This is a genomic window from Falseniella ignava (genome assembly GCF_002847645.1).
GTDB classification, from domain to species: domain Bacteria; phylum Bacillota; class Bacilli; order Lactobacillales; family Aerococcaceae; genus Falseniella; species Falseniella ignava.
The window spans coordinates 1-25290 of the sequence record NZ_PKHE01000003.1; the positions used below are offsets into that span (position 1 = coordinate 1).

The 25290-nt window shown below is 37.9% G+C and carries 22 protein-coding genes, 1 other RNA gene and 2 other annotated features; of the genes, 20 read left to right on the plus strand and 3 right to left on the minus strand.

Annotation, left to right across the window (positions count from 1 at the left end):
* The first annotated feature begins 53 nt into the window (after window positions 1-53).
* The 5 genes from CYJ57_RS01610 to mreD all read left to right on the plus strand — a co-directional run bounded on the left by CYJ57_RS01610 (window position 54) and on the right by mreD (window position 4025).
* Window positions 54-596, plus strand: coding sequence for a helix-turn-helix domain-containing protein (locus CYJ57_RS01610; RefSeq protein WP_006700979.1), 543 nt, complete (start codon window positions 54-56; stop codon window positions 594-596).
* A complete protein-coding gene (locus tag CYJ57_RS01615; RefSeq protein ID WP_244896567.1) occupies window positions 548-1456 on the plus strand; it encodes an IS3 family transposase in 909 nt (302 codons plus the stop codon). Before CYJ57_RS01610 ends, CYJ57_RS01615 begins: the two co-directional genes overlap by 49 nt.
* Window positions 1457-1604: 148 nt before the next feature.
* Window positions 1605-2609, plus strand: coding sequence for a rod shape-determining protein (mreB, locus tag CYJ57_RS01620; protein WP_101953815.1), 1005 nt, complete (start codon window positions 1605-1607; stop codon window positions 2607-2609).
* A 31-nt stretch (window positions 2610-2640) separates the two neighbouring features.
* Complete coding sequence (gene mreC / locus CYJ57_RS01625; protein ID WP_006701086.1) at window positions 2641-3483, plus strand: rod shape-determining protein MreC; 843 nt, start codon at window positions 2641-2643, stop codon at window positions 3481-3483.
* Window positions 3483-4025, plus strand: a complete 543-nt coding sequence (mreD, locus tag CYJ57_RS01630; RefSeq protein WP_006701087.1) for a rod shape-determining protein MreD — start codon at window positions 3483-3485, stop codon at window positions 4023-4025. The genes mreC and mreD overlap by 1 nt, the downstream gene beginning before the upstream one ends.
* Window positions 4026-4078: 53 nt before the next feature.
* Here the strand turns inward: mreD and CYJ57_RS01635 are convergent, their stop codons facing one another.
* A complete protein-coding gene (locus tag CYJ57_RS01635) occupies window positions 4079-5506 on the minus strand; it encodes an alanine/glycine:cation symporter family protein (protein ID WP_101953816.1) in 1428 nt (475 codons plus the stop codon).
* A gap of 258 nt (window positions 5507-5764) precedes the next feature.
* Window positions 5765-5838: a sequence feature (ribosomal protein L21 leader region), on the plus strand.
* A gap of 34 nt (window positions 5839-5872) precedes the next feature.
* Between CYJ57_RS01635 and rplU the strand changes: the two genes are divergently transcribed.
* The 10 genes from rplU (at window position 5873) to nox (ending at window position 16778) form a co-directional block, all read left to right on the plus strand.
* Window positions 5873-6181: a 50S ribosomal protein L21 gene (gene rplU, locus CYJ57_RS01640; RefSeq protein WP_006701089.1), complete on the plus strand. Its 309-nt coding sequence runs from the start codon at window positions 5873-5875 to the stop codon at window positions 6179-6181.
* A gap of 2 nt (window positions 6182-6183) precedes the next feature.
* Window positions 6184-6531, plus strand: coding sequence for a ribosomal-processing cysteine protease Prp (locus CYJ57_RS01645; protein WP_006701090.1), 348 nt, complete (start codon window positions 6184-6186; stop codon window positions 6529-6531).
* An 11-nt stretch (window positions 6532-6542) separates the two neighbouring features.
* Window positions 6543-6833 carry a 50S ribosomal protein L27 gene (gene rpmA / locus CYJ57_RS01650; RefSeq protein ID WP_006701091.1) on the plus strand — a complete coding sequence of 97 codons (291 nt, stop codon included), beginning with the start codon at window positions 6543-6545 and terminating at the stop codon, window positions 6831-6833.
* Window positions 6834-7022: 189 nt separating this feature from the next.
* A complete protein-coding gene (locus CYJ57_RS01655; RefSeq protein WP_006701092.1) occupies window positions 7023-7544 on the plus strand; it encodes a hypothetical protein in 522 nt (173 codons plus the stop codon).
* Between the two features lie 22 nt (window positions 7545-7566).
* Entirely contained in the window at window positions 7567-8979 is a 1413-nt protein-coding gene (locus CYJ57_RS01660) for an alanine/glycine:cation symporter family protein (RefSeq protein WP_101953817.1), read from the plus strand.
* Between the two features lie 116 nt (window positions 8980-9095).
* Window positions 9096-10505, plus strand: coding sequence for an MATE family efflux transporter (locus CYJ57_RS01665; protein WP_180764351.1), 1410 nt, complete (start codon window positions 9096-9098; stop codon window positions 10503-10505).
* A 151-nt stretch (window positions 10506-10656) separates the two neighbouring features.
* Complete coding sequence (gene arcA / locus CYJ57_RS01670; RefSeq protein ID WP_101953819.1) at window positions 10657-11880, plus strand: arginine deiminase; 1224 nt, start codon at window positions 10657-10659, stop codon at window positions 11878-11880.
* Window positions 11881-11958: 78 nt separating this feature from the next.
* Window positions 11959-12170: a binding site (T-box leader), on the plus strand.
* 52 nt (window positions 12171-12222) lie between these two features.
* Window positions 12223-13914: an arginine--tRNA ligase gene (argS, locus tag CYJ57_RS01675; RefSeq protein WP_101953820.1), complete on the plus strand. Its 1692-nt coding sequence runs from the start codon at window positions 12223-12225 to the stop codon at window positions 13912-13914.
* A 160-nt stretch (window positions 13915-14074) separates the two neighbouring features.
* Window positions 14075-15262: an acetate/propionate family kinase gene (locus tag CYJ57_RS01680; protein ID WP_006701097.1), complete on the plus strand. Its 1188-nt coding sequence runs from the start codon at window positions 14075-14077 to the stop codon at window positions 15260-15262.
* Window positions 15263-15443: 181 nt separating this feature from the next.
* Window positions 15444-16778 (plus strand): H2O-forming NADH oxidase, encoded by a 1335-nt coding sequence (gene nox / locus CYJ57_RS01685; RefSeq protein WP_101953821.1) that lies wholly within the window; start codon window positions 15444-15446, stop codon window positions 16776-16778.
* A gap of 220 nt (window positions 16779-16998) precedes the next feature.
* On the opposite strand, the gene ssrS is transcribed toward nox, so the two are convergent.
* Together ssrS and CYJ57_RS01695 are read right to left on the minus strand one after the other, a co-directional pair.
* Window positions 16999-17187, minus strand: a non-coding RNA gene (gene ssrS / locus CYJ57_RS01690) — 6S RNA.
* Between the two features lie 94 nt (window positions 17188-17281).
* On the minus strand, window positions 17282-18556 hold the full coding sequence (locus CYJ57_RS01695) for a replication-associated recombination protein A (RefSeq protein ID WP_101953822.1): 1275 nt from the start codon (window positions 18554-18556) through the stop codon (window positions 17282-17284).
* Window positions 18557-18674: 118 nt separating this feature from the next.
* Here CYJ57_RS01695 and CYJ57_RS01700 point away from each other — a divergent pair, with 118 nt between their 5' ends.
* From CYJ57_RS01700 to recD2, 5 genes are read left to right on the plus strand one after another with little or no spacing between them, the layout of a single operon-like run.
* Entirely contained in the window at window positions 18675-19940 is a 1266-nt protein-coding gene (locus tag CYJ57_RS01700; protein ID WP_101953823.1) for a DUF1576 domain-containing protein, read from the plus strand.
* 36 nt (window positions 19941-19976) lie between these two features.
* On the plus strand, window positions 19977-21128 hold the full coding sequence (locus CYJ57_RS01705) for a cysteine desulfurase family protein (protein WP_101953824.1): 1152 nt from the start codon (window positions 19977-19979) through the stop codon (window positions 21126-21128).
* Window positions 21129-21130: 2 nt separating this feature from the next.
* A complete protein-coding gene (locus tag CYJ57_RS01710) occupies window positions 21131-21472 on the plus strand; it encodes a hypothetical protein (protein ID WP_006701103.1) in 342 nt (113 codons plus the stop codon).
* Window positions 21472-22620, plus strand: a complete 1149-nt coding sequence (gene mnmA, locus CYJ57_RS01715) for a tRNA 2-thiouridine(34) synthase MnmA (protein WP_101953825.1) — start codon at window positions 21472-21474, stop codon at window positions 22618-22620. The genes CYJ57_RS01710 and mnmA overlap by 1 nt, the downstream gene beginning before the upstream one ends.
* 34 nt (window positions 22621-22654) lie before the next feature.
* Window positions 22655-25093, plus strand: coding sequence for an SF1B family DNA helicase RecD2 (gene recD2 / locus CYJ57_RS01720; RefSeq protein WP_101953826.1), 2439 nt, complete (start codon window positions 22655-22657; stop codon window positions 25091-25093).
* Window positions 25094-25290: the final 197 nt, after the last annotated feature.

Here is a 25290-nt window from a genome sequence, read left to right on the forward strand (position 1 = left end):
TGAGGTGACCCCCGAAAGTTAGAGTTAAAAACTAACTTTATGGGGGTCATTTTATGTCTAAAAAATATAGTTACGAATTTAAAATGCGTGTTGTTGAAGAATATTTTGAAGGAAAACTAGGTTATAGAGCATTAGCGAATAAATATCAAATTTCTGATAAAAGTCTGGCAAAACAATGGGTTAATAACTATAAGAATTATGGGAAGAATAGCCTGAAACCTCGCAAAGGAAAAACAAAGTATCCTTTAGATTTTAAACTTAATGTATTACACTATAAGCAAGAAACTGGGGCTTCCTACAGAGAAACCGCCAAAAAATTTGGTTTAAACAATCCATCTCTTATCGCCAACTGGCGGCGGGCTTATCTTGAAGGAGGGGCTAATCAGTTAAATAATCCAATCGGGAGGCCTTCCAACATGCATAAGAAGCCAAAACTAAGTAAAAAATCACAAAAAATGAATCTTAGCGAAAAAGAGGAACTTGAACATTTACGTCAGGAAGTAAACTATTTAAAAATAGAAAACTTATACCTAAAAAAGCTAAAGGAATTGGGTCTGAGAGACCATCGAGATCCCAACAAACCCAATTCGCTATAGAAATTTTTGAAAAGGGATTTCAGCTAAAGGACATCTTAACTGTTCTGGAGTTACCAGAAAGTAGCTATCATTATCACAAAAATCGTTTAGAGCAGCCGAATCCGGATGAAGTGTTAGAAAAAGAAATTCTAACTATTTTTAACGATTCACAGGAAACTTACGGTTATCGACGAATAACTGTTGAATTAAAGAAGCGATTGGATGAAAAAATTAATCATAAGAAAGTTCAACGATTAATGAAAAAATTAGGCTTAAAATGCACGAAGTTCTGGAGAAAATCACGTAGGTATAATTCTTATAAAGGAAAGATTGGTAAGACCGCACCAAATCGTTTAAAACGTCGTTTTAATGCGAAATATCCGCTTCAAAAAATTGTTACTGATGTGACAGAATTTAATACAATCGATGGGAAGAAACTTTATTTAAGCCCGATGATGGATTTGTTTAATTCAGAGATCATTACTTGGAATATCAGCGCTCACCCGACCTTAGATTTTGTGATAAAACCTTTAAAGGAAACGATACGTATAATTGAAAGAGACGCTGTATATCGAACCACCATTCATAGCGATCAAGGTTGGCAGTATCAACACAGACAGTGGGTTAACACTTTGAAGGAAAACAAAATTTTTCAAAGTATGTCTCGAAAGGGAAATTGTCTGGATAACTCACCGATGGAAAACTTTTTTGGAATTTTAAAACAAGAAATGTATTATGGTGAACCTTTAATGACTTATGAACAATTAAAACAAAAGATAAATAAATATATTAACTATTATAATAACCAGCGAATAAAAGAAAAATTGAACGGTATGTGTCCAGTTGAATACCGAAAACATACCGCTCAATTAGCCGCTTAAATAAAACTCCAACTTTTGGGGTTCACATCAAACCTACTATTTTTAGTAGGTTTTTAATTTTTTATTAAACAAAACAAGGATAGTAGTTTTCATTTGTTGAGTTTGCTATAATGGTTGAAGTATTACTACAGCACGGAGGGATGACGTAATGATATTCAATCGACAGCGCCTAGGTATTGATTTGGGCACCGTAAATACTGTAATTTATATTGAAGATCGCGGAGTCGCGCTAAGAGAGCCCTCATTAGTCGTAGTAGATCATCAGACGAATCAAATAATTGCCTTTGGAAAAGAAGCCGCAGCAATGATTGGACATCTTCCAGAACATTGTGAAGTGATATCTCCCTTAGTGAATGGTGTTATTGCCCATTTGAATTATACTAAAGAAATGCTCGCATTTTTTATTCGTAAAGCTTTGATCCGAAAATTGTCTAATCCTGATGTTGTTATCTGTGTGCCTAGCAACATTACTAAATTAGAACATAAAGCTTTAACTGATACGATCAAAGGTTTGGGAATCACTCGTGCGATGATTATTGAAGAACCCTATGCTGCAGCACTAGGTGCAAAGTTAAATATAGAAGCAGCTGAAGGACAATTAATTTGTGATATTGGCGGAGGTACGACCGATATTGCGATTTTATCATATCAACACATTATAAAATCACAGATGCTCAAAATAGCTGGCAATCAATTTGATGATGCCATTCGGATGGCAATCCGTCAACATTATCAAATTAAAGTTTCGCCAGAAGATGCTGAGGCATTAAAAATCAAATTAGCTAGCGCAATCGTGTTTGATGACGAGAGAGAAATTTCTGAAAAAGTTCAAGGACGTCATATTGTGACACAATTGCCAACTGAACAAGCGATTACGAAGCAATTTATCTTAGAATCCATTGATCCTTTAATTTTAGAGATTATTACAGCGATTCAAAAAGTTTTAGAATTAGTGGATGTTGAATTATCCGTTGACATCTTATCTAATGGTATTACCTTAACGGGAGGCGGCGCTTTACTCCCACGTCTTGGTGAAAGAATTGAAGAAGTGTTAAAAATTCCGGTAAATATAACAGATTCACCGTTAGATGCTGTTGCGATGGGGGCGGGACAATTGATTAAAAATATGACCTCAATGAGCAAACAGGGATAATTTGAGATTACAATATATAAGGATGAATAAAATGTTAAATAATAAAAAAATAATTGGAGCCTTGATTGGAAGTATCGTGGTTATCGCGTTACTATTTTACTCCATAACCAACGGTACAAGTAATGTTATATCAAGTGCCTTTAATGAAACAGGGGCTTGGGTAGGACGAGTCTTTTCAAATCCAGTCAATGGCGTAGTGCGTTTTGTCGATTCAATCGATAATTTAATTAATACTCACGAAGAAAATCAACGTTTGAAGTTGAAAATTGATGAAATTGATGAGCTTCAAGTGAAAGTGGTTGATTTAGAAACTGAAAATGAGAAGATGCGTCAGGAATTAAAATTAACTGAAGTTCTAGGAAATTATGATATTATTCATGGCACCGTTATTTCACGAAATCCAGACCAATGGATGGAAACATTGACGATTAACTTAGGACAAAATGATGGCATCACTAAGGATATGGCAGTGATGGCAGGGAATGGTCTTATCGGACGAATTGTTGAGGTGAATCCAACCAGTTCTAAAGTTGAATTATTGACAACACAACAACAGAACAATAGCATGGTAGCAGCACGTGTTCAAACCCAAGGGGAGTCCTCAGCGAATGGGGTTATTAGTAGTTATAATCGCCGGAACGGACATTACTTAATGACACAGGTTGATCCATCTGCAGAAATTATGCCGGGGGATATGGTGATTACATCTGGTCTGGGTGGTGTGATTCCAAGTCGTTTATTGATTGGGAAAGTAGCGGAGACTTATATGGATGAGTATGGGCTCTTTCAAGTTGTCGAAGTGATTCCGGCTGGTGAAATGACGGATATTCGTTTTGTGACCGTTATTCGCCGAGAAGGGCGGAATGAATCTTGATGAAATTTAATCGCTGGCATCGTCTAAAGTGGACGATTCCACTTATATTATTTTTGACAACGATTATTGATGCGGTCCTACCGGCTATTTTTCCAAAAGCCTTTATCAGTCCAGGTCAGATCATTATTCCGCATATTACGCTATACTTTATCATTGTTTTTGCGTTTTATTTTCGAGATAGCAATATCTTGCTGTATAGTTTTATTTTCGGATTATTTTACGATTCGTATAATACAATGATTTTAGGGTTATATGCCGCAATATATTTTATCATTGCTTATTCCGTCGTCCATACGAAAAAATATTTCCCTAAAAATAGTTGGATTTTAGCTTCATTCTTTGTCATTTCGTTTGCTCTATTAGACTTAATTGTCTATTTGTTCTATCTCAAGTTTGGCTATACTACGATCGGAATCAATACATTCCTGGCCAGTCGATTGGCTCCAACATTTATCTTTAATATTGTGCTGATTATTGTATTATATTATCCGACTAAGTGGGTATTAAGGCAGTTAGGTTATGAAGACTATTTAATTTTTTAAACACAAAAAGGATTAACTTCCACTGGAAGTTAATCCTTTTATATTGCATCGAACTAATGAAGCGATTCGTATTGGTAATGATAGTGAAGCGCTTCGCCATTTTTGATCTGGTAATCGTAGTCTTCGGTAAGTTTTTTCGCTTCCTTAACTAAGATATAGAGACCAATAATATTCGGGATAACCATCAGCCCGTTGAACAAGTCGGCTAACTCCCAAACAAATCCAATTTCTAACACTGTTCCAATAATAATAAATCCAAATACTAAAATTTGATAGATACGAACAGCAATCGGTGATTTGAATAAGTACTTAATATTCGCTTCTCCGAAGTAGTACCATCCAATTACCGTTGTGAAAGCGAAGAAGAGCAAGGCGATGGCTAAGAATTTACCACCGATACCAGGGATTGCGGTGTTAAACGCTTGCATTGTAATTTGTGCCCCAGCAATACCTTCAACTTTATATGATTCTGTTACTAAAATAATTAAAGCAGTTGCAGTACATACAACCATCGTATCAATAAATACTCCAATCATCGCAACAGAACCTTGGACAACAGGGTGTGGAACGTCGGCTACACCATGTGAGTTTGGTGTTGAACCCATCCCTGCTTCGTTAGAGAAGAGCCCACGAGCAACCCCGTAACGAATTGCAGTACGAATGGAGTAACCAGCAACCCCACCTACAACCGCTTCGGTTTTGAAGGCTTCTTCAAAAATTAATTTCAATGTTGGGACAAGATGACTTGAATAAGTAACAATAATTACAATTGCTGCAATAAAGTAAATAAATGCCATAATAGGTACGACTAATTCAGCGAATTTACCAATTCGACTCATCCCACCGATAAAGATTAATGCCGAAGCGACGGCTAATGCGATTCCGATTGGTAAGTGTGGAATATTGAATGCTTCAGTCATTACACTGGCAATGGAGTTCGATTGGGTCATATTCCCGATAAATCCAAGCGCCACGATAATTAAAACTGAGAAAGCACCCGCTAAGAACTTACCAAAACCACCTAAGTTATGATTTTTAAGACCTTGACTTAAGTAGAAAGCAGGTCCTGCAACGAGTTCACCATTGCGTGTTTGACGGTATTTTTGAGCAAGTAATGCTTCGACGAAAATCGTTCCCATACCAACAAGCGCAGTAATCCACATCCAGAAGATCGCTCCAGGTCCCCCAGTAAGGATCGCTCCAGCAACCCCACCAATGTTCCCCGTACCGACCTGTGCAGCTACGGCAGTTGCTAATGATTGGAAAGAAGACATTGAACCCTCTTTGTTACTCTTGTCACGCTTAAAAATTTGACCAAAACTGTTATCCCAACCTAATTTAGATTTTTTAAATTGCGGGAAACCTAAGTATAATGTCGATAATAACCCAAAACCGATTAATATGATCATCATCGGCCATCCCCATAGTTGTTTATTGATTGCTTTAACTATGGGATCTATCGTCTGAACAAAATTATCCATTTAAATAGCCTCCTTATTTTCAAAATTATTCAGATATTTCAACTAAAGCCAGATCTCCTTTCCAATATTTTTTTATAAATATGATAGCGCATACTTATATGATTTCATTATAGCACTATTTTTTTTAAAGTAAATTAGAAATTAAAAGATCATGAGTTTCTTTTAACATTATATCGAGTCTCTCAGACACTCAATTAAGTTATTTATGATTTGACAAGAGTGAATAATTTTGTTAATATTTGTCTGTTGTATTTGTGCACCCAACTGCAACCGCTCAGGTAAAGTTTAAGAATTGGCAGCAATCACTTTACATGGCGAGTATCGGTGTAGGATATCTATCCTTAAAATAATATAGGAGGTGCTTAAATGTACGCAATTATTAAAACAGGTGGTAAGCAACTGAAAGTAGAAGTAGGTCAAACAATTTTTGTTGAAAAATTAGACGCTGCTGAAGGAGACAAAGTTACTTTTGATGAAGTTGTCTTCGTTGGTGGAGATTCTGTTAAAGTTGGTAAACCATTCGTTGAAGGTGCGACAGTCGAAGCTACGGTAGAAAAGCAAGGTCGCGGTAAGAAAGTAACAATCTTCAAATACCGTCGTCGCAAAGACTCTAGCTCTAAAAAAGGTCATAGACAACCTTATACTAAGCTGGTAGTTGACGCGATTAACGCTTAATAATGATTCAAATTGAATTTGAGAGTGAGAAAGAGACGATAAAATCCGTTACAGTATCTGGCCACGCTAATTATAGCGAGTATGGTGAAGATATAATCTGTGCAGCGGTATCGAGTCAAATTATTTCGGTTGAAAATTCTTTGCAGTTGTTGATAGATCATCAACTAGAAACGGAAGCGGATGAGCAGCAAGGAGGTTTTGTAAAAATAACATTGCCTGATGAATTGACTCGTTCTCAAGCTCATGATAGTCAAGTTTTGCTAAAGCATTTATATTTAGCATATCAAGTCTTAGCTGATAATTATCCAGAATATATTCAGCTAAATAATCATCAAGTTAACCAACAATAGGAGGTGCAACAATGTTAAAATTAAATCTTCAATTATTTGCGACGAAAAAAGGTGGAGGTTCGACTCAAAATGGTCGTGACTCAATTGCCAAACGTCTTGGCGCTAAAGCAGCGGATGGAGAAGTTATCACAGGTGGATCAATTATCTACCGTCAACGTGGTACAAAAATTCACCCAGGACATAACGTAGGTCGTGGTGGCGATGATACATTATTCGCTAAAATTGATGGCGTTGTAAAATTCGAACGCAAAGGTAAAAACAAAAAACAAGTATCTGTTTATCCTGTAGCAATGGAAGCTTAGTTACTAGATTGATTCAGTACGAATAAAATAACAAAGGGTAACACTCATGTGAGGCAGTTTAGTCATCACATGGGTGTTTCTTTTTATTATCTGAAATCAAGAGGATAGCGATGATTGAAAGCGAATTAGTATTTTTAATATTCTATGGTATAATGAACGATGTATTTTAAAAAAATAGGAGGTGCAAGAATGAATAATAAGTATTTGATTGGCTTACTAGCAGCCTTCGCTTCATTATTTAGTCTTCAAATTGGGACAGGTTATTTACGGGTGACACTCGGTATTGTTATCGTTATTGTCGCACTGTTATCTAATCCAGCTCTCGATGTTTTATCTACAGTCGCAGTTTCAGGGGTGATGGTCTTTTTAATGCGAGTATTCGTATCGGTTTTATCAACCCACGAATTTTCGCCTAATTTAATTCTTTTATATGCTTTGGAATTATTGTTTTATTTAGGTTATGGCTTGTTCTTTAAATATTTAGTCCGAAACGAAAAGACTGGGAAAGAAAACTCACTGATTATCTTATTAATTTTATGTGACTTTGCAGGGAATACGATTGAATATTTAGTTCGTTTCTTCTTTGCGGATGGTGCATTGCTTCAGACGGATTTTACGTCATTATTCTTATCAGCATTTATTCGTTCAGCAGTAATTTGGTTAGTTTATGAATTTGTCGTAACACCGCGTCAAATGACATCGGATGTTTAGACAATAGGAGGAAATTTTATTTATGGATGGGTTATTGAAGTTTGTTGAAATTGTCAATGTAATTTTGTGGGAATATGTTCTATTATTTGGTTTAGTTGGTTTAGGGATCTATTTAACGATTCGTCTCAAATTCCCACAATTTAAACGAGTATTTCCAGCGTTAGGCAGGATGATTAAAGATATTAAGGATGGTGTGCCCGCACCTCCTGGTGGTATGACACCCTTTCAATCTTTAGCCACAGCGATTGCTGCACAAGTTGGAACGGGGAATATTGTTGGGGTTGCCTCCGCGATTGCAGCAGGAGGACCTGGATCAGCCTTTTGGATGCTTTTATCAGCTTTCTTCGGAATGTCTACGATTTTTGCAGAAGGGGTTCTAGCGCAAGTTTATCGTCATCGTGATGACGAAGGTGAACTATGCGGGGGACCAGCTTATTACATTAAAGATGGCTTGAAATCTAGCATTTTAGCAAAAGTTTTTGCGGTACTATGTATTTTAGCACTTGGTGTTGTTGGGATAATGGTTCAATCGAATTCCGTTATTGATTCGATTAATAGTGCTTTCGGAATTAACAAATCGATTGTAACGATTGCATTAATTGTTATTGTGGCATCCATCTTGTTAGGTGGAATGGATCGAATTGCTGCTTTTACTGAAAAAGTAGTTCCAACAATGGCATTCCTTTATATTTTCTCAGCGCTACTTATTATCATTATGCATGCCGATAAATTCGGAGCCGCAATCGGTTATATTATCCAAGGGGCCTTTACACCGCAAGCAATTAGCGGGGGAGTGCTAGGTGTAACCGTTCAAGAGTCGATTCGTTTCGGCCTATCACGTGGACTCTTCTCGAACGAAGCTGGGATGGGATCTACACCTCATTCACACGCTGTAGCGACGACGAAGCATCCGGCAGAACAAGGGTTTGTAGCGATGATTGGTGTATTTATTTCTACATTCTTAATTTGTATGGCAACGGTATTGGTCAATATGTTATCAGGTAGTTATGACCTAACTGTACCTGCTAGCGAAATGACTTCTGTTGCGAATTTAATTACACAAACAGGATTTGAGAATTCATTCGGTACGTTAGGTGCAGGTTTCCTTTCAATCTCACTATCTTGTTTTGCGTTAACAACGATTGTGGGATGGTATTTCTTTGCCGAATCGAACATGAAGTTTTTAACGAATAATAAGTTTATTATTAAAAACTTTAAAATTGTCGCACTGTTCTTTATTTTCTGTGGTTTATTGGTAACACCTGGTTTAGTGTGGGACTTAGCAGATATGTTTATGGGATTAATGGCGGTGCCTAACTTAATCGCTATTTTCTTCCTAACAAACCAAGTTGTGCGTGTCTTGAAACATTATGATGAACAGACTTTAGAAGGCCAATATCATTGGGAATATGAATATGAACATGAACATAACTAATGAACTTTCGTGTAACTTTATCTTCTTTTAGTAGATAAAGTTACACATTTTTTTGGCCTCAGGTATAATGGTAAAATGAATGAGTGATGAATGTTATATCATTCAGTGAATCTATAATGAATTTGGTGATGTTTTTAATGAAAGGAAATCAACGAACAAATTTTATTTTATCTGAATCGATTACGAAAGTTATATTTACAATCTCAGTCCCTTTAATGTTGAATAATATTGTGATGACAATGTACAACTTAGTGGACGGGTTATTTGTTGCACAACTATCGCCAGAAGATTTTGCAGCGACCGCCTTTATATGGCCTTTACACTTTTTATTTATTGCAATCGGTATGGGGGTTGGTGTTGGAGGGACGGCGCTATTATCACAATTTATTGGAGCAGAACGAATGGATACAGCACATCGTTATGCCAGTAATATGCTACTGATTGTGTTAAGTTTAGCTACTTTGTTTTCGATATTCGGCTTTCTTGCAGCACCCTGGATGCTATCTGCAATGGGGGCAAAGGGAACACTATATAATAAGTCTTTAATTTATTTGCAGATTAATTTTCTAGGTATCTTTTTTGATTTTATTTATTTTGCCTATCAAGCGATGTTAAATTCACAAGGTTTAACGAAACATATTACTTTTATTAGTATTATTTCTTCGATTATTAATATTGTTCTGGACCCACTCTTTATCTTTGAACGGGTACCGTTAATCGGATTATCTGGTTTAGGAATGGGGATTACTGGTGCAGCATGGGCAACCGTTATTTCTAAAATTGTTTTATTAAGCTTAGCGATTATCGTTGTCACCAAAGATTCGCAAGTTCCCCTGAGATTAAAACGAGAACATTTTGATTTGCAAATTATCCAACGAATCTTTCGAATTTCAATTCCATCCGCACTAGGCTACAGTGGCTCTGCGTTAGGTTTTACGGTATTGAATGGGTTGATCACCACTTATGGAACCGATACATTGGCAGCTTACTCGATGGTAAACCGAGTGACCGATATCTTAACCCAACCTCAAATGGCGATTGGAGCAGCTTTAACTTCAATTATTGGTCAGCATATGGGAGCGGGATTAATTGAACGAGGTAAACAAGTCTTTAATCGAGCGATTGTCATTGTAATTTTAATGTCAGTGATTTCCTCTGTATTAGTTGTAGTATTTCGTATTCCATTACTCAGTATTTTTATTAAAACCGGAAGTAGTGATCATTTATGGAGTCAGGCAATCGAGTATCTAATGTTTTCAGCCTTTATCATCTTCTTTATGGGGCTATTCTCGATTATTAATGGTTATTTCCAAGGGTGTGGTCAAACGCAGTATTCAATGCTTATGACGATGGGAAGATTATGGTTTATTCGCTTACCCCTAATCTGGTTGTTCAGTACTTTCACCTCTTTAGGTTCAACCGGAATTTGGATTTCGATGTTGTTATCGAACGCTTTAATTGTATTCTTTGGTCTATATATATATAAAACAAGAGACTGGGAGTACCTAGTATCTTACAAATCCTAAATCCAACGAAGAGACTTTTTGACGAGAAGTCTCTTTTATTTTAAGAAAAGCCTTTCATTACATTCGAATTCATATTAGAATAGTATTATAAGCGTTTACATTTTATGGAAGCGAAAATAAGTTTTATATGCTATTTAGAAAGGAATCAGCTATGGGCAATCAACCGATCCATGTATTTAATGAAATTGGAAAACTTCGAAAAGTAATTTTGCATCGTCCAGGCAAAGAACTCAATAATTTAATGCCGGATTATTTAGGAAGATTACTTTTTGATGATATTCCTTTTTTAGAAGAAGCTCAAAAAGAGCATGACTACTTTGCTCAAGTTTTACGTGAAGAAGGGGTAGAGGTAGTCTATCTTGAAGATTTAGTATCAGAAGCGATTGATGCAGCAAATGTAAAAGCGCAGTTTATCGATGAGTGGTTGGATGAATCGGGGATTGTATCCGAAACCCTCAGAGCTCAAGTGCGCCAAAATTTATTATCGATGTCAACTTATGACATGATTTTGAAGACAATGGAAGGCTATCGAAAAAATGAGATTGATATGTCACATCACGACTCACTCGCTGATTTGATTGAAAGTGATTATCCATTATTAGTTGATCCGATGCCAAGTCTTTATTTTACGCGAGATCCTTTTGCGTTGCTTGGTCATGGTGTTGCTATTAACCATATGCATGAAGTGACGCGCAATCGTGAGACGATTTACGGTGATTATATTTTTAGATACCATCCTGCCTATGCCAACCAAGTCAGACGCTACTACTACCGTGATGATGAAACGGATATTGAAGGTGGAGATATTTTAGTTCTATCGCCGGAGGTCGTTGCGGTCGGAATCTCTCAACGAACAGATTCACGTTCAATTGAATTGCTTGCACGTCGTCTTTTTGAACAAGGGCAGTTTAAGCAAGTGTTAGCATTTTTAATTGGAGAAAATCGTAAATTTATGCATTTAGATACAGTCTTTACGATGGTTGATTATGACAAGTTCACCATTCACCCAGAAATTAATGCTGGACTTAGAGTGGTTTCAATTGTTGATGCTGGAGATGGTTCGGTCATAATTGATGAGCAAGATTCTACGAAGCTGGATAATGTCCTCGCAAAGGCACTTAGATTGGAAAAAGTAACTTTAATTTCTTGTGGTGGTGGCGATATTGTTGATGCGGCTCGAGAACAGTGGAATGATGGGTCCAATACGTTAGCGATTGCGCCAGGGGTTGTCGTTGTCTATGACCGGAACACGATAACGAATCAGTTACTTGAAGATCATGGAATTCGACTTGTTAAAATTAAAGGCAGTGAATTGGTCCGAGGTCGTGGTGGCCCACGTTGTATGTCAATGCCATTAATCCGTGACGATATATAAATCCGTTTATTTTTTAACTTAAGAGAACGCTGTTCCGTGATTGAAATATCAAATACATTCATGTTATAATTAGACTATAGTTTAAAGATGAGAAGAGAGTAGTTTATATACTTTTAGATACAGCGACTTGGGTAGTTGAGAGCCAAGCAAGAGGTATAAATGAAGCGCACTTCTTATATCGCTTAAGCGAATGATTGAGCTTAAGCCGGTTTCATACCGTTAACATGAGAAAGTTGATTGTTTTTACAATTAATTAGAGTGGTACCGTGGATTTTAAATTCGCCTCTAAGACCTGTGTCTTGGAGGCTTTTTATTTATTAAATATATGATAGGAGAAAGAGTATGAATCAACGAGAAATAATCGCCAAAGAGCTTCACGCCATATTACATGAACATTTATCTTATGAACAAGTTGAAGCACTTATCGAAGTACCTAATAATACCGAACATGGAGACTTAGCTTTTCCAGTCTTCACATTAGCCAAAGCTTTTCGTAAAGCACCGAATCTGATTGCTGAAGAATTAGTCGAACAAATCGATACAACAGCATTTTCGCAAGTTGCATCGGTAGGACCTTATATTAACTTCAAATTAGATCGACAAAAGATATCCGATCAAATTATTAAAGAGGTCAATCAAGCCGGTGAAAATTATGGTTCATTAGATATTGGTCAAGGAAAAAATGTCACCATCGATATGTCCTCACCAAATATTGCCAAACCTATGTCAATGGGGCATTTGAGATCGACTGTTATTGGGAATGCATTGTCTTTAATCTTAAAGAAAATAAATTATCATACAATTAATATTAACCACTTGGGTGATTGGGGAACGCAATTTGGTAAGTTGATTGTGGCTTATCAGAAATGGGGAGATGAAGCGAAAGTAAAAGCAGACCCAGTGAATGAGCTCGTTAAATTATATGTTGAATTCCATGAACGTGCTGAAGAAGACCCAAGTTTAGATGACGAAGGTCGCGCTGCTTTTAAACGTTTAGAAGAGCATGATCCTGAGATGATTCAACTTTGGACTTGGTTTAAAGATGAGTCATTAAAAGAATTTGATAAAGTTTATAAGATGTTGAATGTTCATTTTGACCATTATACGGGCGAATCATTTTATAATGATAAAATGGACGAGATTGTAGACATGCTAGAAGAAAAAGGATTATCCGAAATTGACCAAGGGTCTTTAATCGTACGTCTAGATGAGTGTGATTTACCGCCGGCATTAATTAAAAAATCTGATGGGGCGACACTATATATTACGCGAGATTTGGCAACAGCGTACTACCGCCATCGCACATATCATTTCGATCAAAGCTTGTATGTGGTTGGTAATGAACAATCGAATCACTTTAAGCAGTTAAAAGCTGTACTTGAAAAAATGGGCAATGATTGGGCACAGTCAATGCACCACATCCCATTTGGCTTAATTACAGTCGGAGGTAAAAAACTTTCAACCCGTAAAGGAAAAATTATTCTACTTGAAGAAGTTTTAAATGAAGCGATTCGATTAGCTAGCGAACAAATTGAAGCGAAAAACCCTGATTTACCAAATAAAGAAGAGGTAGCGCACCAAGTCGGTGTTGGAGCCGTCGTCTTTCATGATTTGAAAAACGATCGTACGAATAACTTTGACTTTGAATTAGAAGAAGTTGTTCAGTTTGAAGGTGAGACTGGGCCCTATGTTCAATATACTCATGCGAGAATTCATAGTATTTTAAGCCGTTATGAACAAAACATTGATTTGACTGCAGCGCTATCATTAACAGATGACTATAGTTGGGAACTCGTGAAGAAATTGCAAGCTTATCCATCTACCATTGTTCGTGCAGCAGAACGCTATGAGCCTTCAATTATTTCAAAATATGTTATCCAGTTGGCACAACTTTTCAATCGCTATTATGCCAATGTTCGTATCTTAAATGATGATGAAGAATTGAATGCGCGGATGGCTTTATTGAACGCTGTAGCTACTGTAATTAAGGATGGACTCTCATTGCTTGGGGTAGCTGCACCGGAGAGAATGTAATCATATAAGTTTATCAGATTAGAATGAAGCATAGCATTTTCAGATGAATTAAAGTATAATAAACTTAGCTATGACGTTATCGTATGGTAGTGTCATAAATGATATTCGAAGCCGCAGCTGACAAATATCGTAAGAAAACAAAATAGATAGGAGATTCTAAATGTCAAAAACATTTGCAATTAATGCAGGAAGTTCAAGTCTTAAGTATCAACTTTATGATATGCCATCTGAGCATGTCATTGCGAAAGGGCTCGTAGAGCGAATTGGAATTGAAGATTCTGTCTTTACATTAAAATATGGAGATGGGGAAAAAGTAGAACTCGTTCAAGATATTCCAGATCATGGTGTAGCCATTGATTTATTACTTTCTCAATTAGAAGAGCATAAAGTGATTGATAGCCTTGATGAAATTGACGGTGTTGGTCACCGTGTTGTTGCAGGGGGAGAAATCTTCAAAGAATCAACAGTGATTGATGAACAAGTCGTTCAACATATCGAAGATTTATCTGAATTTGCACCACTTCATAACCCGGCAGAAGCAGTTGTAATTCGTGCAATGCAAGAAAAATTACCAAATGCAAAAATGGTAGCAGTTTTTGATACTTCATTCCATACGTCAATGCCACCTGTTAACTATCTATACAGCTTACCATACGAATACTATACTGACTTTAAAGCACGTAAATACGGTGCTCACGGAACATCACATAAATATGTAGCAAACCGTGCCGCTGAAATCGTTGGTAAAGATATTAAAGACTTAAAGATTATTACTTGCCATTTAGGTAATGGCGCTTCAATTACAGCGGTAGATGGTGGTAAATCAGTCGATACATCAATGGGATTCACTCCATTAGCAGGTCTTCAGATGGGAACACGTACTGGGGACATCGATGCATCTCTAATTCCTTTCCTAATGAATAAATTAGGTATTAAAGAAGTTAGCGAAATGATTGATATCTTCAACAAAAAATCAGGAACCCTAGGTGTATCAGGTGTATCGAGTGATATGCGTGACGTGGAAGAAGCGGCTGAAGCAGGAAATGAACGTGCGCAATTAGCGTTAGATATGTTCAATAGCCGTGTTCAAAAATATATCGGACAATACATTGCTGTAATGAATGGAGTAGACATTATTGTCTTTACAGCAGGTATCGGAGAAAACTCAAAAGAAACGCGTGAGGCAATTATTGAGGGAATCTCATGGTTCGGTTGTGAACTTGATACTGAAAAGAATAATACACGCGATGAAGCGATTATTTCTAAAGATGGATCAAAAATTACCGTTATTAATATTCCAACAGACGAAGAACGTGAAATTGCTCGCGATGTTGAGCGTTTAAAATAATCATATAAAAATAGTCAAATTTAATTATTTTTGTGAACCAGGTATTTTCATAAATGAAAATACCTGGTTTTTATGTTTAATAGAATAATGGTTTTGATTGATAAAATGTTCACAAGTGGTTATAATAAGTTTAGTTTTGAAAAATTGAAAAATAAATACAAAATAAAGGATGGTGCAACGGATGAAAGTTGTATTAATTGGAACAAATCACGCGGGGATTGCTGCTGCTAATACCTTGTTGGATCAATACGAAGGAATTGATTTAGTGATGATTGACCGTAACTCAAACTTAAGTTACTTAGGATGTGGGACGGCATTGTGGGTTGGAAGACAAATTGATGGGTATGATAAGTTATTCTATGCTAAAGAAGAAGACTTTAAAGCAAAGGGTGCTCAAATTTATTTGGAAACAACGGTTGATCGTGTAGATTACGAACAGCAACAAGTTTACGCGACCGATCAATCGGGTGAAGTGCATGTATTTGACTATGATAAATTGATTCTCGCCACAGGCTCACTTCCAATCATGCCAAAAATTCCTGGTAATGACTTAAAAGGACTTTACTTCTTAAAATTATTCCAAGAAGGACAAGCGCTTGACCATGCATTGCAAGACCCAGCAGTTGAATCCGTTGCTGTAATTGGTGCAGGATACATTGGTGTTGAAATTGCTGAAGCGATGCAACGCCGTGGCAAAAAAGTAACTTTATTTGATGCAGCTTCTACAACCTTATCAAATTATTATGACCCAGAATTTGCACGTTTAATGGACCAAAATCTAAAAGATCACGGCATCGATGTACGAACAGATGAGTGGGCAGAAGAATATATAGGGAATGAAGATGGCCATGTTTGTGGATTAAAGACGAACCGTGGCGAGTATTCAGTAGATTTAGTGGTAAATTCAATTGGGTTTATTCCAAATGCTTCTCTCGCGGGAGACCACTTGAAGACGTTCGATAATGGTGCTTATTTAGTAGATCGTACTTTCAAAACAAGCGATGATAACGTCTATGCTATTGGAGACTGTGCCAATAACTACTCCAATGCGTTACAATCAGATAGTTATATTGCGCTAGCTTCTAATGCCGTTCGTTCAGGTATTGTCGCGGCTCATAATATTGGCGGTACTCACCTTGAAGGTGCTGGAATTCAAGGTTCGAATGGAATTTGTATCTATGACTTTAAGATGGTTTCAACAGGTTTAAGTGTGAAAGCAGCTAAAGAAGCCGGTATCGATGTGGCATACGTTGATTATGAGGATTTACAATTCCCTAACTTTATCCCAGAAAATTATACGGTGAAAATCAGACTCACTTATGACCGTGCTACACGACGACTTTTAGGTGCACAGTTAGCATCTGAATATGATGTGTCAATGGCAATTCATATGTTCTCACTAGCAATTCAAGAAGAACTTACGATTGATAAATTATCATTACTTGATATTTTCTTCTTACCGCATTTTAACCAACCATACAATTATATGACAGTAGCTGCATTAAAAGCAGAATAAAAAATCAGGAATCAGACAACGGCGGTTGTTTGATTCCTATTTTTATGAGGAGGTTAATCTTTCGGCTCAGTTCCATTAGTTATTTTGATTCAACGTGTTTAACTTTACAGATATCTAGCCAATGGATTGAAATAAGGCTAAGTAGAATGTAACGAATGGATTTCATTATAGGCTCTCCTTGAAATAAAATAAAAAAGCCAGCAATTGCCGACTTTAATAAAAAATATCCGATGGTGCCGTTTATGTAAGTACGAGTATTGACCTGTAAGTAATTACAGGTGGGCTTCCCACGGCATTTTCTGACTTCCAAATGAAAAGGCCTGTCATCCAATTACCGATATAGAATCCCGATATATTCATAAAGCGTTCGGTCCACACATTGCACTTACAACGAACACCTCAGACATCTTTCTATATTCTTATTATAGCACAGACTTTCAAAAAAGCAACAAAAATCGAAAGAAATATTTGATAAAAGATTAATCTATCAACAATGGTAACGTTTAACTTTTTTTGTCTTGCTTTAGTTGCTGATAAATCTGACTTAGTGTAGATTCGTATTTATTAGAAGTGTCAGGATTAAAGAATTGTTCATTTACTAGCACATCGGGTAGATATTGTTGCGTGACGTAATGGTGTGGATAATCATGCGGGTACAAGTAATCAACTCCGTGACCTAAGTCTTTCGCACCTGAATAATGCGCATCCCGCAAATGAAGAGGAATTGGCCCAACCTTCCCGTCCCGAATAGCACCCATCGCTTTATTGATACCCATGTAACTCGTATTTGATTTAGGACTTAAAGCTAATTCAGTTACGGCAAATGCCAGAGGAATTCGCGCTTCAGGCAATCCTAGACGTTCAGCAGCTTGAACCGCAGAGACCGTTCTTAAGGTAGCAGCGGGATTTGCAAGTCCAATGTCTTCATAAGCCGTTACGAGAAGGCGGCGGCATGCAATTGTTAATTCACCCGCTTCAATTAAAACGGCTAAATAATAGAGGGCAGCGTCAACGTCTGATCCACGAATTGACTTTTGAAAGGCAGAAATCGTATCATAATGAGCATCGCCATCTTTGTCGTGAACCATCCGTTTATGTTGCAAGCACTCTTCGGCGATTTCTTGGGTAATACGTATCGTTCCGTCGGATTCAGGAGGGGTCGATAGAACTGCCAATTCAAGCGCGTTTAATGCTGAACGGATATCACCTAGTGTAACGTGAGCAAAGTGATTTAAAACATCTTCAGAAAGTTCAATGTTGTATTCTCCTAAACCACGCTCTTTATCTTTGATAGCTCGTTGCAGAGCTTCTTTGACCTCCTCCGATTGGGGAGGCTTCACTTGGAAAATTTGAACACGACTTCGAATCGCAGGATTAATCGTTAAGTATGGGTTTTCGGTTGTAGCTCCAATTAATATAACCCGTCCACTTTCGAGGTGGGGCAAGAGAAAATCTTGCTTCGTCGTATTAAGACGGTGAATTTCGTCTAGCAGTAAAATAACCGAACCAGACATTTTACCTTCTTCAACAACTTGTTCTAATTCTTTTTTACCATCGTTCGATGCGTTTAAAATTCGGAAGGCATATCGACTACTTCCGGCAATGGCGCTAGCAATACTGGTCTTTCCCGTTCCAGGAGGCCCGTATAAAATCATTGAAGATAGTCGCTTGGCATCAACCATGCGCCGAATAATTTTTCCTGGACCGACTAGATGCTTTTGACCGATAATTTCATCAATATGTTGGGGACGCATCCGATAAGCCAGTGGTTTCTGCATAGAATGCTCCTTTCATTATCTTGATTACATTACAATTTTACCTAATTAGTGTATAATTTGGTAGTCAAAGCTTTTATTCAACAATTAGCTTAAAAGAAGATTTATCTGGAGGTAAGAGATGACCATACACAAGCAACGTTTAACAAAATGGATTGAACGTAATTTATTTTTAATGATGAGTGTTTATACATTTATTTTTGCAATGTTTATGCCGGACCGTTCGGATGCTCTGAATGGTGTCAAAGTGATTTTGAATCAATCGGGGATACTAACGCATGATTATCTGGAAATCGGTGGTGTTAGTGCAACGTTTATTAACGTGGCCGTTCATTTTTTAATTGCGCATTTGTTATATCGTTTAAGCGGCGCAAAAGAGCTTAAAGGTGCTTATGTTGCCAGTGTATTCTTCTCTTGTGGCCATGCTTTTTTTGGGAGTCATTTTTTGAATATTATTCCGCCAATGATAGGCGTTTGTCTTTATAGCTGGTGGGCGAGAGAGTCAATTGCTCAAAATTTTGCCTTTGCGATGTATGCTAATTCATTAGGACCGATGTCTTCAGTTATCTGGTTAATGGGAGGCCATTCGATCGGTTCGCTAGTTGCTGGCGCTATAGTTGGAGTAATAATCGGGATGATTTCTGTACCTTTAGCCAATAAAACTGCGAAATTCCATGGAGGCATGACACTACTTAACTATGGGTATGTTGCTGGGTTGATTGGGATTGTTGTGACTGCGGTAATGGCACAATTGCATATGGAAGTTGCGCCGGTGAATATTATTAGTACTCATGCCCATGCGCATATTACAGATTTTTTAATGATTTTATCGGTTATTTTTATTCTATTCGCCTTGAGCCAGTGGCAACAAGTGAAGGAAAATTATCCGAAATTGATTCTTTCGCGTGGTATTGCAGGTGATGATTTTATCCAGACCTATGGGTTACATACAGCGAGTTTGAATATGGCGTTGAATGTTTTAGTGGGATTAAGTTTTATTTATGCGATACAATTTCCAATGAATGGTACTTCGATTGGTGCGATGTTATCATTAATGGCTTTTGGTGCCGCAGGTGCGCATCCATTAAACGTGATTCCTACAATGCTCGGGGTGATTTTGGCAGGCTGGTGTTATGGTGTTAACCTTTCTTCGAATGGGGTTGTGTTACCGATGCTCTTTGCTTTTGGTCTTTCACCTCTAACGAGTCATTACGGCTTACTTGGAGGATTATTTGCTGGTTTTATGCATATGACTTTACTTAGCAAAACACTGACCTTACATTTGGGGTCCACACTATACAATAATGGTTTTTCAACTGGTTTTATCGCAATCTTTTTAGTGCCAATTTTTGATGCGATTCGAGAAAAAAGAACACTGAGACAATAAATGTTTAAATTTGTTATAAAATAAAGGAGTGATCGAATGATTTATCTTGATTCTGCGGCAACGACCGCGGTACATCCGGATGTGATTAAAGTCATTACGGAGGCTTTAACGACACACTATGGCAATCCATCAAGCACTTATCAATTAGGTCGAACAGCGCATGAGTTGTTAGAATCTTCAAGACAAACGATTGCCCGTTGTTTGAATGTTTCTTCGGATGAAATTTACTTTACCAGTGGAGCGACCGAAGCTATTAACTGGGCGATTCGTTCGCAAGCTTATCAAAGTCGCGAGCTTGGCCAGGGGAATCATCTTGTAGCTACTTCAATCGAACATTCGGCCGTATTGAAGTGTTTAGAACAACTCGAAGATGAAGGGTTTACCTATACCTTAGTCGATCCTAATTCTGAAGGGGAATTTACTGTGGAACAATTTGAAGCTGTTTCAACCCCACAGACAACGGGATGGATTGCTATGGCAGTGAATAATGAAGTGGGATCGATTCTTCCGATTGAAAGTATATCTAAAGCAGCCCAGTCCCGCGGCTATTGGTTCCACTGTGATACGGTGCAAGCGATTGGTAAAGTTGATTGCGACTATGCATCTTATCCCATTACATCTTTCGTAGTAACCGGCCATAAAATTAGTGGCCCTAAAGGGGTAGGGATTTTAGTTTATCGTCCACAAAATCCTGCAATGCAATTGCATCCAATGATTGTTGGTGGGGGACAAGAACGGTCTCAGCGAGCGGGGACAGAAAATATTCCATACATTGCAGGATTGGCAAAGGCAATTGAACTCGCTACGGGAGAATTGACGCAACATTTAGCTCACTATCAGTCTATTAAAGATGATTTACTAACGTCCTTGAAGGCGCATAAAATTGAATATCACCTCAATGGAAATACAACACATTCAGTGGATAATATTGTCAATCTCTGGCTGCCCGATTTTGAGAGTGCAAAGTTACGAATTCAGATGGATTTAGTGGGAATCGCTGTTTCTGCTGGATCGGCTTGCTCTGCCGGTAGTATTCAACCAAGCCGTATTTTAAAAGCGTATTATCCGAATGAAACAGATCGTTTAGTCCAAAGTTTGCGTATTTCATTCAGCCCAGAAACAACTAAAAATGAAATAGATCAATTTGTAAAAACATTAGTAGAACTTAAAGAAAAAGGAGACAAATAATTATGGCATTCAATCAGCAAGCAAGTTTAAAAGGGTTCGACCGTGTGTTTAGTGTGAGTCCAGAAGCCCGTCCATACACGCTTCGTGACAATGGGTTTGTTAATACGAATAAAGGTAACTTTCAATATAAACGTTCTTTAAAGACAGATAATGCACAAGGCTTGGTCTTCAAAGTGATGATTGATGAAGATTTAAAAACATTAAAGATGTCAACTGCGAGTGAAAAAGGATTTAAAACCATCGATGTGACCCAATTAAATAATAACGAAGTTATTATTGAAAAGATTAATTTTATTTTAGATGGTTTTGTTGAGCGACATGTCTTAATTGAACATGATGTTTAATGCTTAATCATAAGGAGAAATGTGAAGTGGGAGAGTCTAAACCAAGAGTAATTTTAGGTATGAGTGGCGGAGTAGATTCTTCTGTTGCGGCACTCTTATTACAACAACAAGGTTATGAAGTTATTGGTTTATTTATGAAGAACTGGGATGATACGGATGAAACAGGGTACTGTACGGCAACAGAAGATTATGAAGATGTGGCCGCTGTTGCCAATCAATTAAATATTCCATATTATTCCGTCAACTTCGAAAAGGAATATTGGGATGCGGTGTTCGAATATTTTCTAGCTGAATATCGTGCGGGTAGGACACCGAATCCAGACGTTATGTGTAATAAAGAAATTAAATTCAAAGCATTTTTAGATTATGCTATGGATTTAGGCGCAGACTATATTGCGATGGGGCACTATGCTCGAGCTGAACGTGATGAAGATGGAGTCGTTCATTTATTGCGTGGTAAGGATCAAAATAAAGATCAGACTTATTTCTTAAATCAATTGAGCCAAGAACAATTACAGAAGGCGCTCTTCCCAATTGGTCATTTGGAAAAATCAGAAGTGCGTAAAATTGCCGAAGAACATCAATTAGCTACTGCTAAGAAGAAAGATTCGACTGGGGTTTGCTTTATTGGAGAACGTAACTTTAATGAATTTCTATCCCATTACTTACCGAACCAACCTGGACGAATGATGACACTGGATGGGGAAGATAAAGGAGCACATGCTGGTTTAATGTACTACACAATTGGTCAACGCCACGGATTAGGCATTGGTGGTGGAGGCGAGCTAGAGGAGCCTTGGTTTGTGATAGGGAAAGACTTAGCAACCAAGACTCTTTATGTGGGTCAAGGTTTTCATCATCCGAACCTTTATTCAGATTATTTGACTGCCTCTCAAGTTCATTTTACACATTCGTTGAATTTAGGGCGGACCTTTGAATGTACGGCGAAAATTCGCTATCGCCAACAAGATGTGCCTGTCACCGTCGAATTAGATGAAACGCTAACTAAAGCGAAAGTGATTTTTAAAGAACCGATGCGTGCGGTAACTCCAGGGCAAGCGGTCGTATTCTATTTAGGTGATGAATGTTTAGGCGGCGGGATTATTGATGCAGCCTATTTTGAAGGGGTTCAGCGTCAATATGTTTAATTATTATTTAAATTAATTTTGGAGGTGGTGACGGATGACTCAAATGCGTTTAGTCGGCGAAATTGATGCGATATATTTTGAGAGTCCGTCTAACTTCTATAAAGTGATGCGAGTAGCGTTAGATCCTGATCAAGGGGATGCGTTCTTGCTTGATGAGATCGTGATGACCGGTCAATTCCCCTCGATTCATCTCGATACCTTATATGAATTTTTCGGTAAAATGACGACGCATCCTAAATATGGCGAGCAATTTGCCGTGGAACGATACCAACAATTAACTCCGACTTCAGAAGAAGGATTAATAGATTATTTATCAAGCTATCGCTTTAAAGGTATTGGACCGGTACTCGCTGAGCGAATTGTGGACAAGCTTGGATCCAAAGCAATTGAACTAATTATTGATGATCCGAAGAGTTTAGAAGGTATTACCGGATTGAGTGCCAAAAACGCAAAATCGCTGCGTCAAGAACTTTTAAACTATCAAGGGACAGAACGGATTTATATTCAACTGAACCAGTGGGGCTTTAGCGCTAAGTTGGCGGACCGAATTTTTAATTATTACGATAGTCGAGCGCTAGAAATAATACGTGACAATCCTTATGAGCTGATTCAAACGATTGAAGGGATTTCTTTTACGAAGGCAGATCAACTCGCACTGGAATTTGGCATTGAAGATGATGCCTTAAAACGTATTGCCGCGGCGGCAATGTCAAGCGTTTATTTAATCTGCTATGATCAAGGACATACTTGGATCAGTAAAGATGAACTCTTTACTCAAAGCCGATTATTGTTAGAGCAAAGTCGAAATTACTTGGTAAGTGATCAAGAATTAGAAGCCGGTCTGGACGAAGCACTGAATCAAGATATGCTAATTTGTTATGATCAGCGTTACGCGATGGCGAGTTTGTTCTATGCAGAGGTAGGCATCTCCAAGCAATTAGTCAGACAACTTACTAATTGCGTTAGTGAATCTTTTACAGAAGAAGAAATTGACGATGCATTGCATCAACTAATGGCTCAATCCGATGTTCAATATGACCGAAGCCAGTTGGCAGCTTTAAAACGGGCAATTCAGTCGCCTGTTTCGATTATTACTGGTGGGCCTGGAACGGGTAAGACGACCTTAATAAATGGATTGATTCAACTTCATAGTTTGTTGCATGAGTATGACTTGAGCGAGTTGCCATATAAAACGGCTGATGAAGCCGTTATTCATTTAGCAGCTCCGACAGGCAGGGCTGCAAAACGAATGCAAGAGGCTACTGGGTTACCTGCTTCTACCATTCATCGACTGATTGGTTTTACCCGTGAATCTGTGACTGAAAATTTTCATGCTGAATTATTAGCGGGTAAATTATTGATTATTGATGAGATGTCGATGGTGGATACATGGTTAATGAATTGGCTACTTCAAGCAGTGCCGTCATCGATGCAACTTGTTTTTGTGGGGGACCAGGATCAGTTACCCTCTGTCGGACCTGGTCAAGTATTTACGGATTTAATTCAATCTAAACAGATTCCTGTTGTTTCGTTAAAACGTATTTATCGCCAAGGTAAAGGGAGTACAATTATTGACTTAGCAAGTCATATTCGGCAAGGGAGTTTGCCAACGAACTTTACCCAAAAACAACACGACCGATCATTTATCGAGATCGGGACAGTAGGAATCGCAAAAGCGGTTCATGATATCGCTTCTTTTGCCTTAAAAAAAGGATACAACGCGATGACCATGCAAGTATTAGCACCGATGTATAAAGGTGAGGCAGGGATTAATCGATTAAATACGGTATTACAATCTTTAATGAATCCAGCAGAAGCTGGAGTCCGCGAAATTGAGTTTAACCAAGGTGTTTTTCGTGAAGGTGACAAAGTATTGCAGCTTGTTAATAATACGGAAGACGAAGTTTTTAATGGAGACGTCGGAATGATCCAACGAATTGATTATAAAGATGAGACGGAGTCCAAAACGGATGAAATGGTGGTTGTTTTTGAAGGAGAAAAGGAAATAACTTATCGCCGAGGTGACTTGAATCAGTTAACGCTCGCGTATTGTGTGTCGATTCATAAAGCACAAGGGAGTGAATATCCGCTCGTTATCTTCCCCTTGGTGACAGCTTTTCGTCCAATTATTCAACGCAACTTGCTATATACTGCTGTGACGCGTGCGCAAGAAAATCTCGTCTTAATCGGTAGTGAGGCTTGTTTTAATCAAGGCGTTCAATACCAGCAATCGAAAAGACAGACGTTCTTAATTGAACTGATGATGGAATTTGAACAAGATAAATTAGATGAAACAATGGCTCATGACAATGTGGATTCAGACTTGAATTTATCGAATGAAGCGAATTCGATAGAAGTATTAGAACCTGGCTCTGTAGCTGAAGAAATTATATTAAGTGAAGAGACAATTCATCAAATTGATCCGATGATTAATATGGGGGAGCTTAGCCCTTATGATTTTATGCCAAAATAAGAGAAAATTAATGAAGCTGTAAGATAAGTATCAACCGACACTCCAGAAGCGAACGTTTATTATCTGTAGGGCACCGTTCCGAGCCAAGGTCTCGGGACTTGTCTGGCTATTCAATCCATACGCACTTACGTGCTACGGCTTGATATACGCCAGCCATGCTTCATCCTACGGATAATAAACGTTCGCTTCTTACGTGT

Bases quoted from the DNA above. Each gene is read 5' to 3' on its own strand.
- CYJ57_RS01695 (WP_101953822.1), bottom strand. From the start codon at position 18,556: ATGCAGAAACCACTGGCTTATCGGATGCGTCCCCAACATATTGATGAA.
- CYJ57_RS01700 (WP_101953823.1), top strand. From the start codon at position 18,675: ATGACCATACACAAGCAACGTTTAACAAAATGGATTGAACGTAATTTA.
- CYJ57_RS01710 (WP_006701103.1), top strand. From the start codon at position 21,131: ATGGCATTCAATCAGCAAGCAAGTTTAAAAGGGTTCGACCGTGTGTTT.
- mreD (WP_006701087.1), top strand. From the start codon at position 3,483: ATGAAATTTAATCGCTGGCATCGTCTAAAGTGGACGATTCCACTTATA.
- CYJ57_RS01610 (WP_006700979.1), top strand. From the start codon at position 54: ATGTCTAAAAAATATAGTTACGAATTTAAAATGCGTGTTGTTGAAGAA.
- CYJ57_RS01665 (WP_180764351.1), top strand. From the start codon at position 9,096: ATGAATTTGGTGATGTTTTTAATGAAAGGAAATCAACGAACAAATTTT.
- mreC (WP_006701086.1), top strand. From the start codon at position 2,641: ATGTTAAATAATAAAAAAATAATTGGAGCCTTGATTGGAAGTATCGTG.
- mnmA (WP_101953825.1), top strand. From the start codon at position 21,472: ATGCTTAATCATAAGGAGAAATGTGAAGTGGGAGAGTCTAAACCAAGA.
- rpmA (WP_006701091.1), top strand. From the start codon at position 6,543: ATGTTAAAATTAAATCTTCAATTATTTGCGACGAAAAAAGGTGGAGGT.
- CYJ57_RS01680 (WP_006701097.1), top strand. From the start codon at position 14,075: ATGTCAAAAACATTTGCAATTAATGCAGGAAGTTCAAGTCTTAAGTAT.
- arcA (WP_101953819.1), top strand. From the start codon at position 10,657: ATGGGCAATCAACCGATCCATGTATTTAATGAAATTGGAAAACTTCGA.
- CYJ57_RS01635 (WP_101953816.1), bottom strand. From the start codon at position 5,506: ATGGATAATTTTGTTCAGACGATAGATCCCATAGTTAAAGCAATCAAT.
- rplU (WP_006701089.1), top strand. From the start codon at position 5,873: ATGTACGCAATTATTAAAACAGGTGGTAAGCAACTGAAAGTAGAAGTA.
- CYJ57_RS01705 (WP_101953824.1), top strand. From the start codon at position 19,977: ATGATTTATCTTGATTCTGCGGCAACGACCGCGGTACATCCGGATGTG.
- mreB (WP_101953815.1), top strand. From the start codon at position 1,605: ATGATATTCAATCGACAGCGCCTAGGTATTGATTTGGGCACCGTAAAT.
- CYJ57_RS01660 (WP_101953817.1), top strand. From the start codon at position 7,567: ATGGATGGGTTATTGAAGTTTGTTGAAATTGTCAATGTAATTTTGTGG.
- CYJ57_RS01655 (WP_006701092.1), top strand. From the start codon at position 7,023: ATGAATAATAAGTATTTGATTGGCTTACTAGCAGCCTTCGCTTCATTA.
- CYJ57_RS01645 (WP_006701090.1), top strand. From the start codon at position 6,184: ATGATTCAAATTGAATTTGAGAGTGAGAAAGAGACGATAAAATCCGTT.
- nox (WP_101953821.1), top strand. From the start codon at position 15,444: ATGAAAGTTGTATTAATTGGAACAAATCACGCGGGGATTGCTGCTGCT.
- recD2 (WP_101953826.1), top strand. From the start codon at position 22,655: ATGACTCAAATGCGTTTAGTCGGCGAAATTGATGCGATATATTTTGAG.
- argS (WP_101953820.1), top strand. From the start codon at position 12,223: ATGAATCAACGAGAAATAATCGCCAAAGAGCTTCACGCCATATTACAT.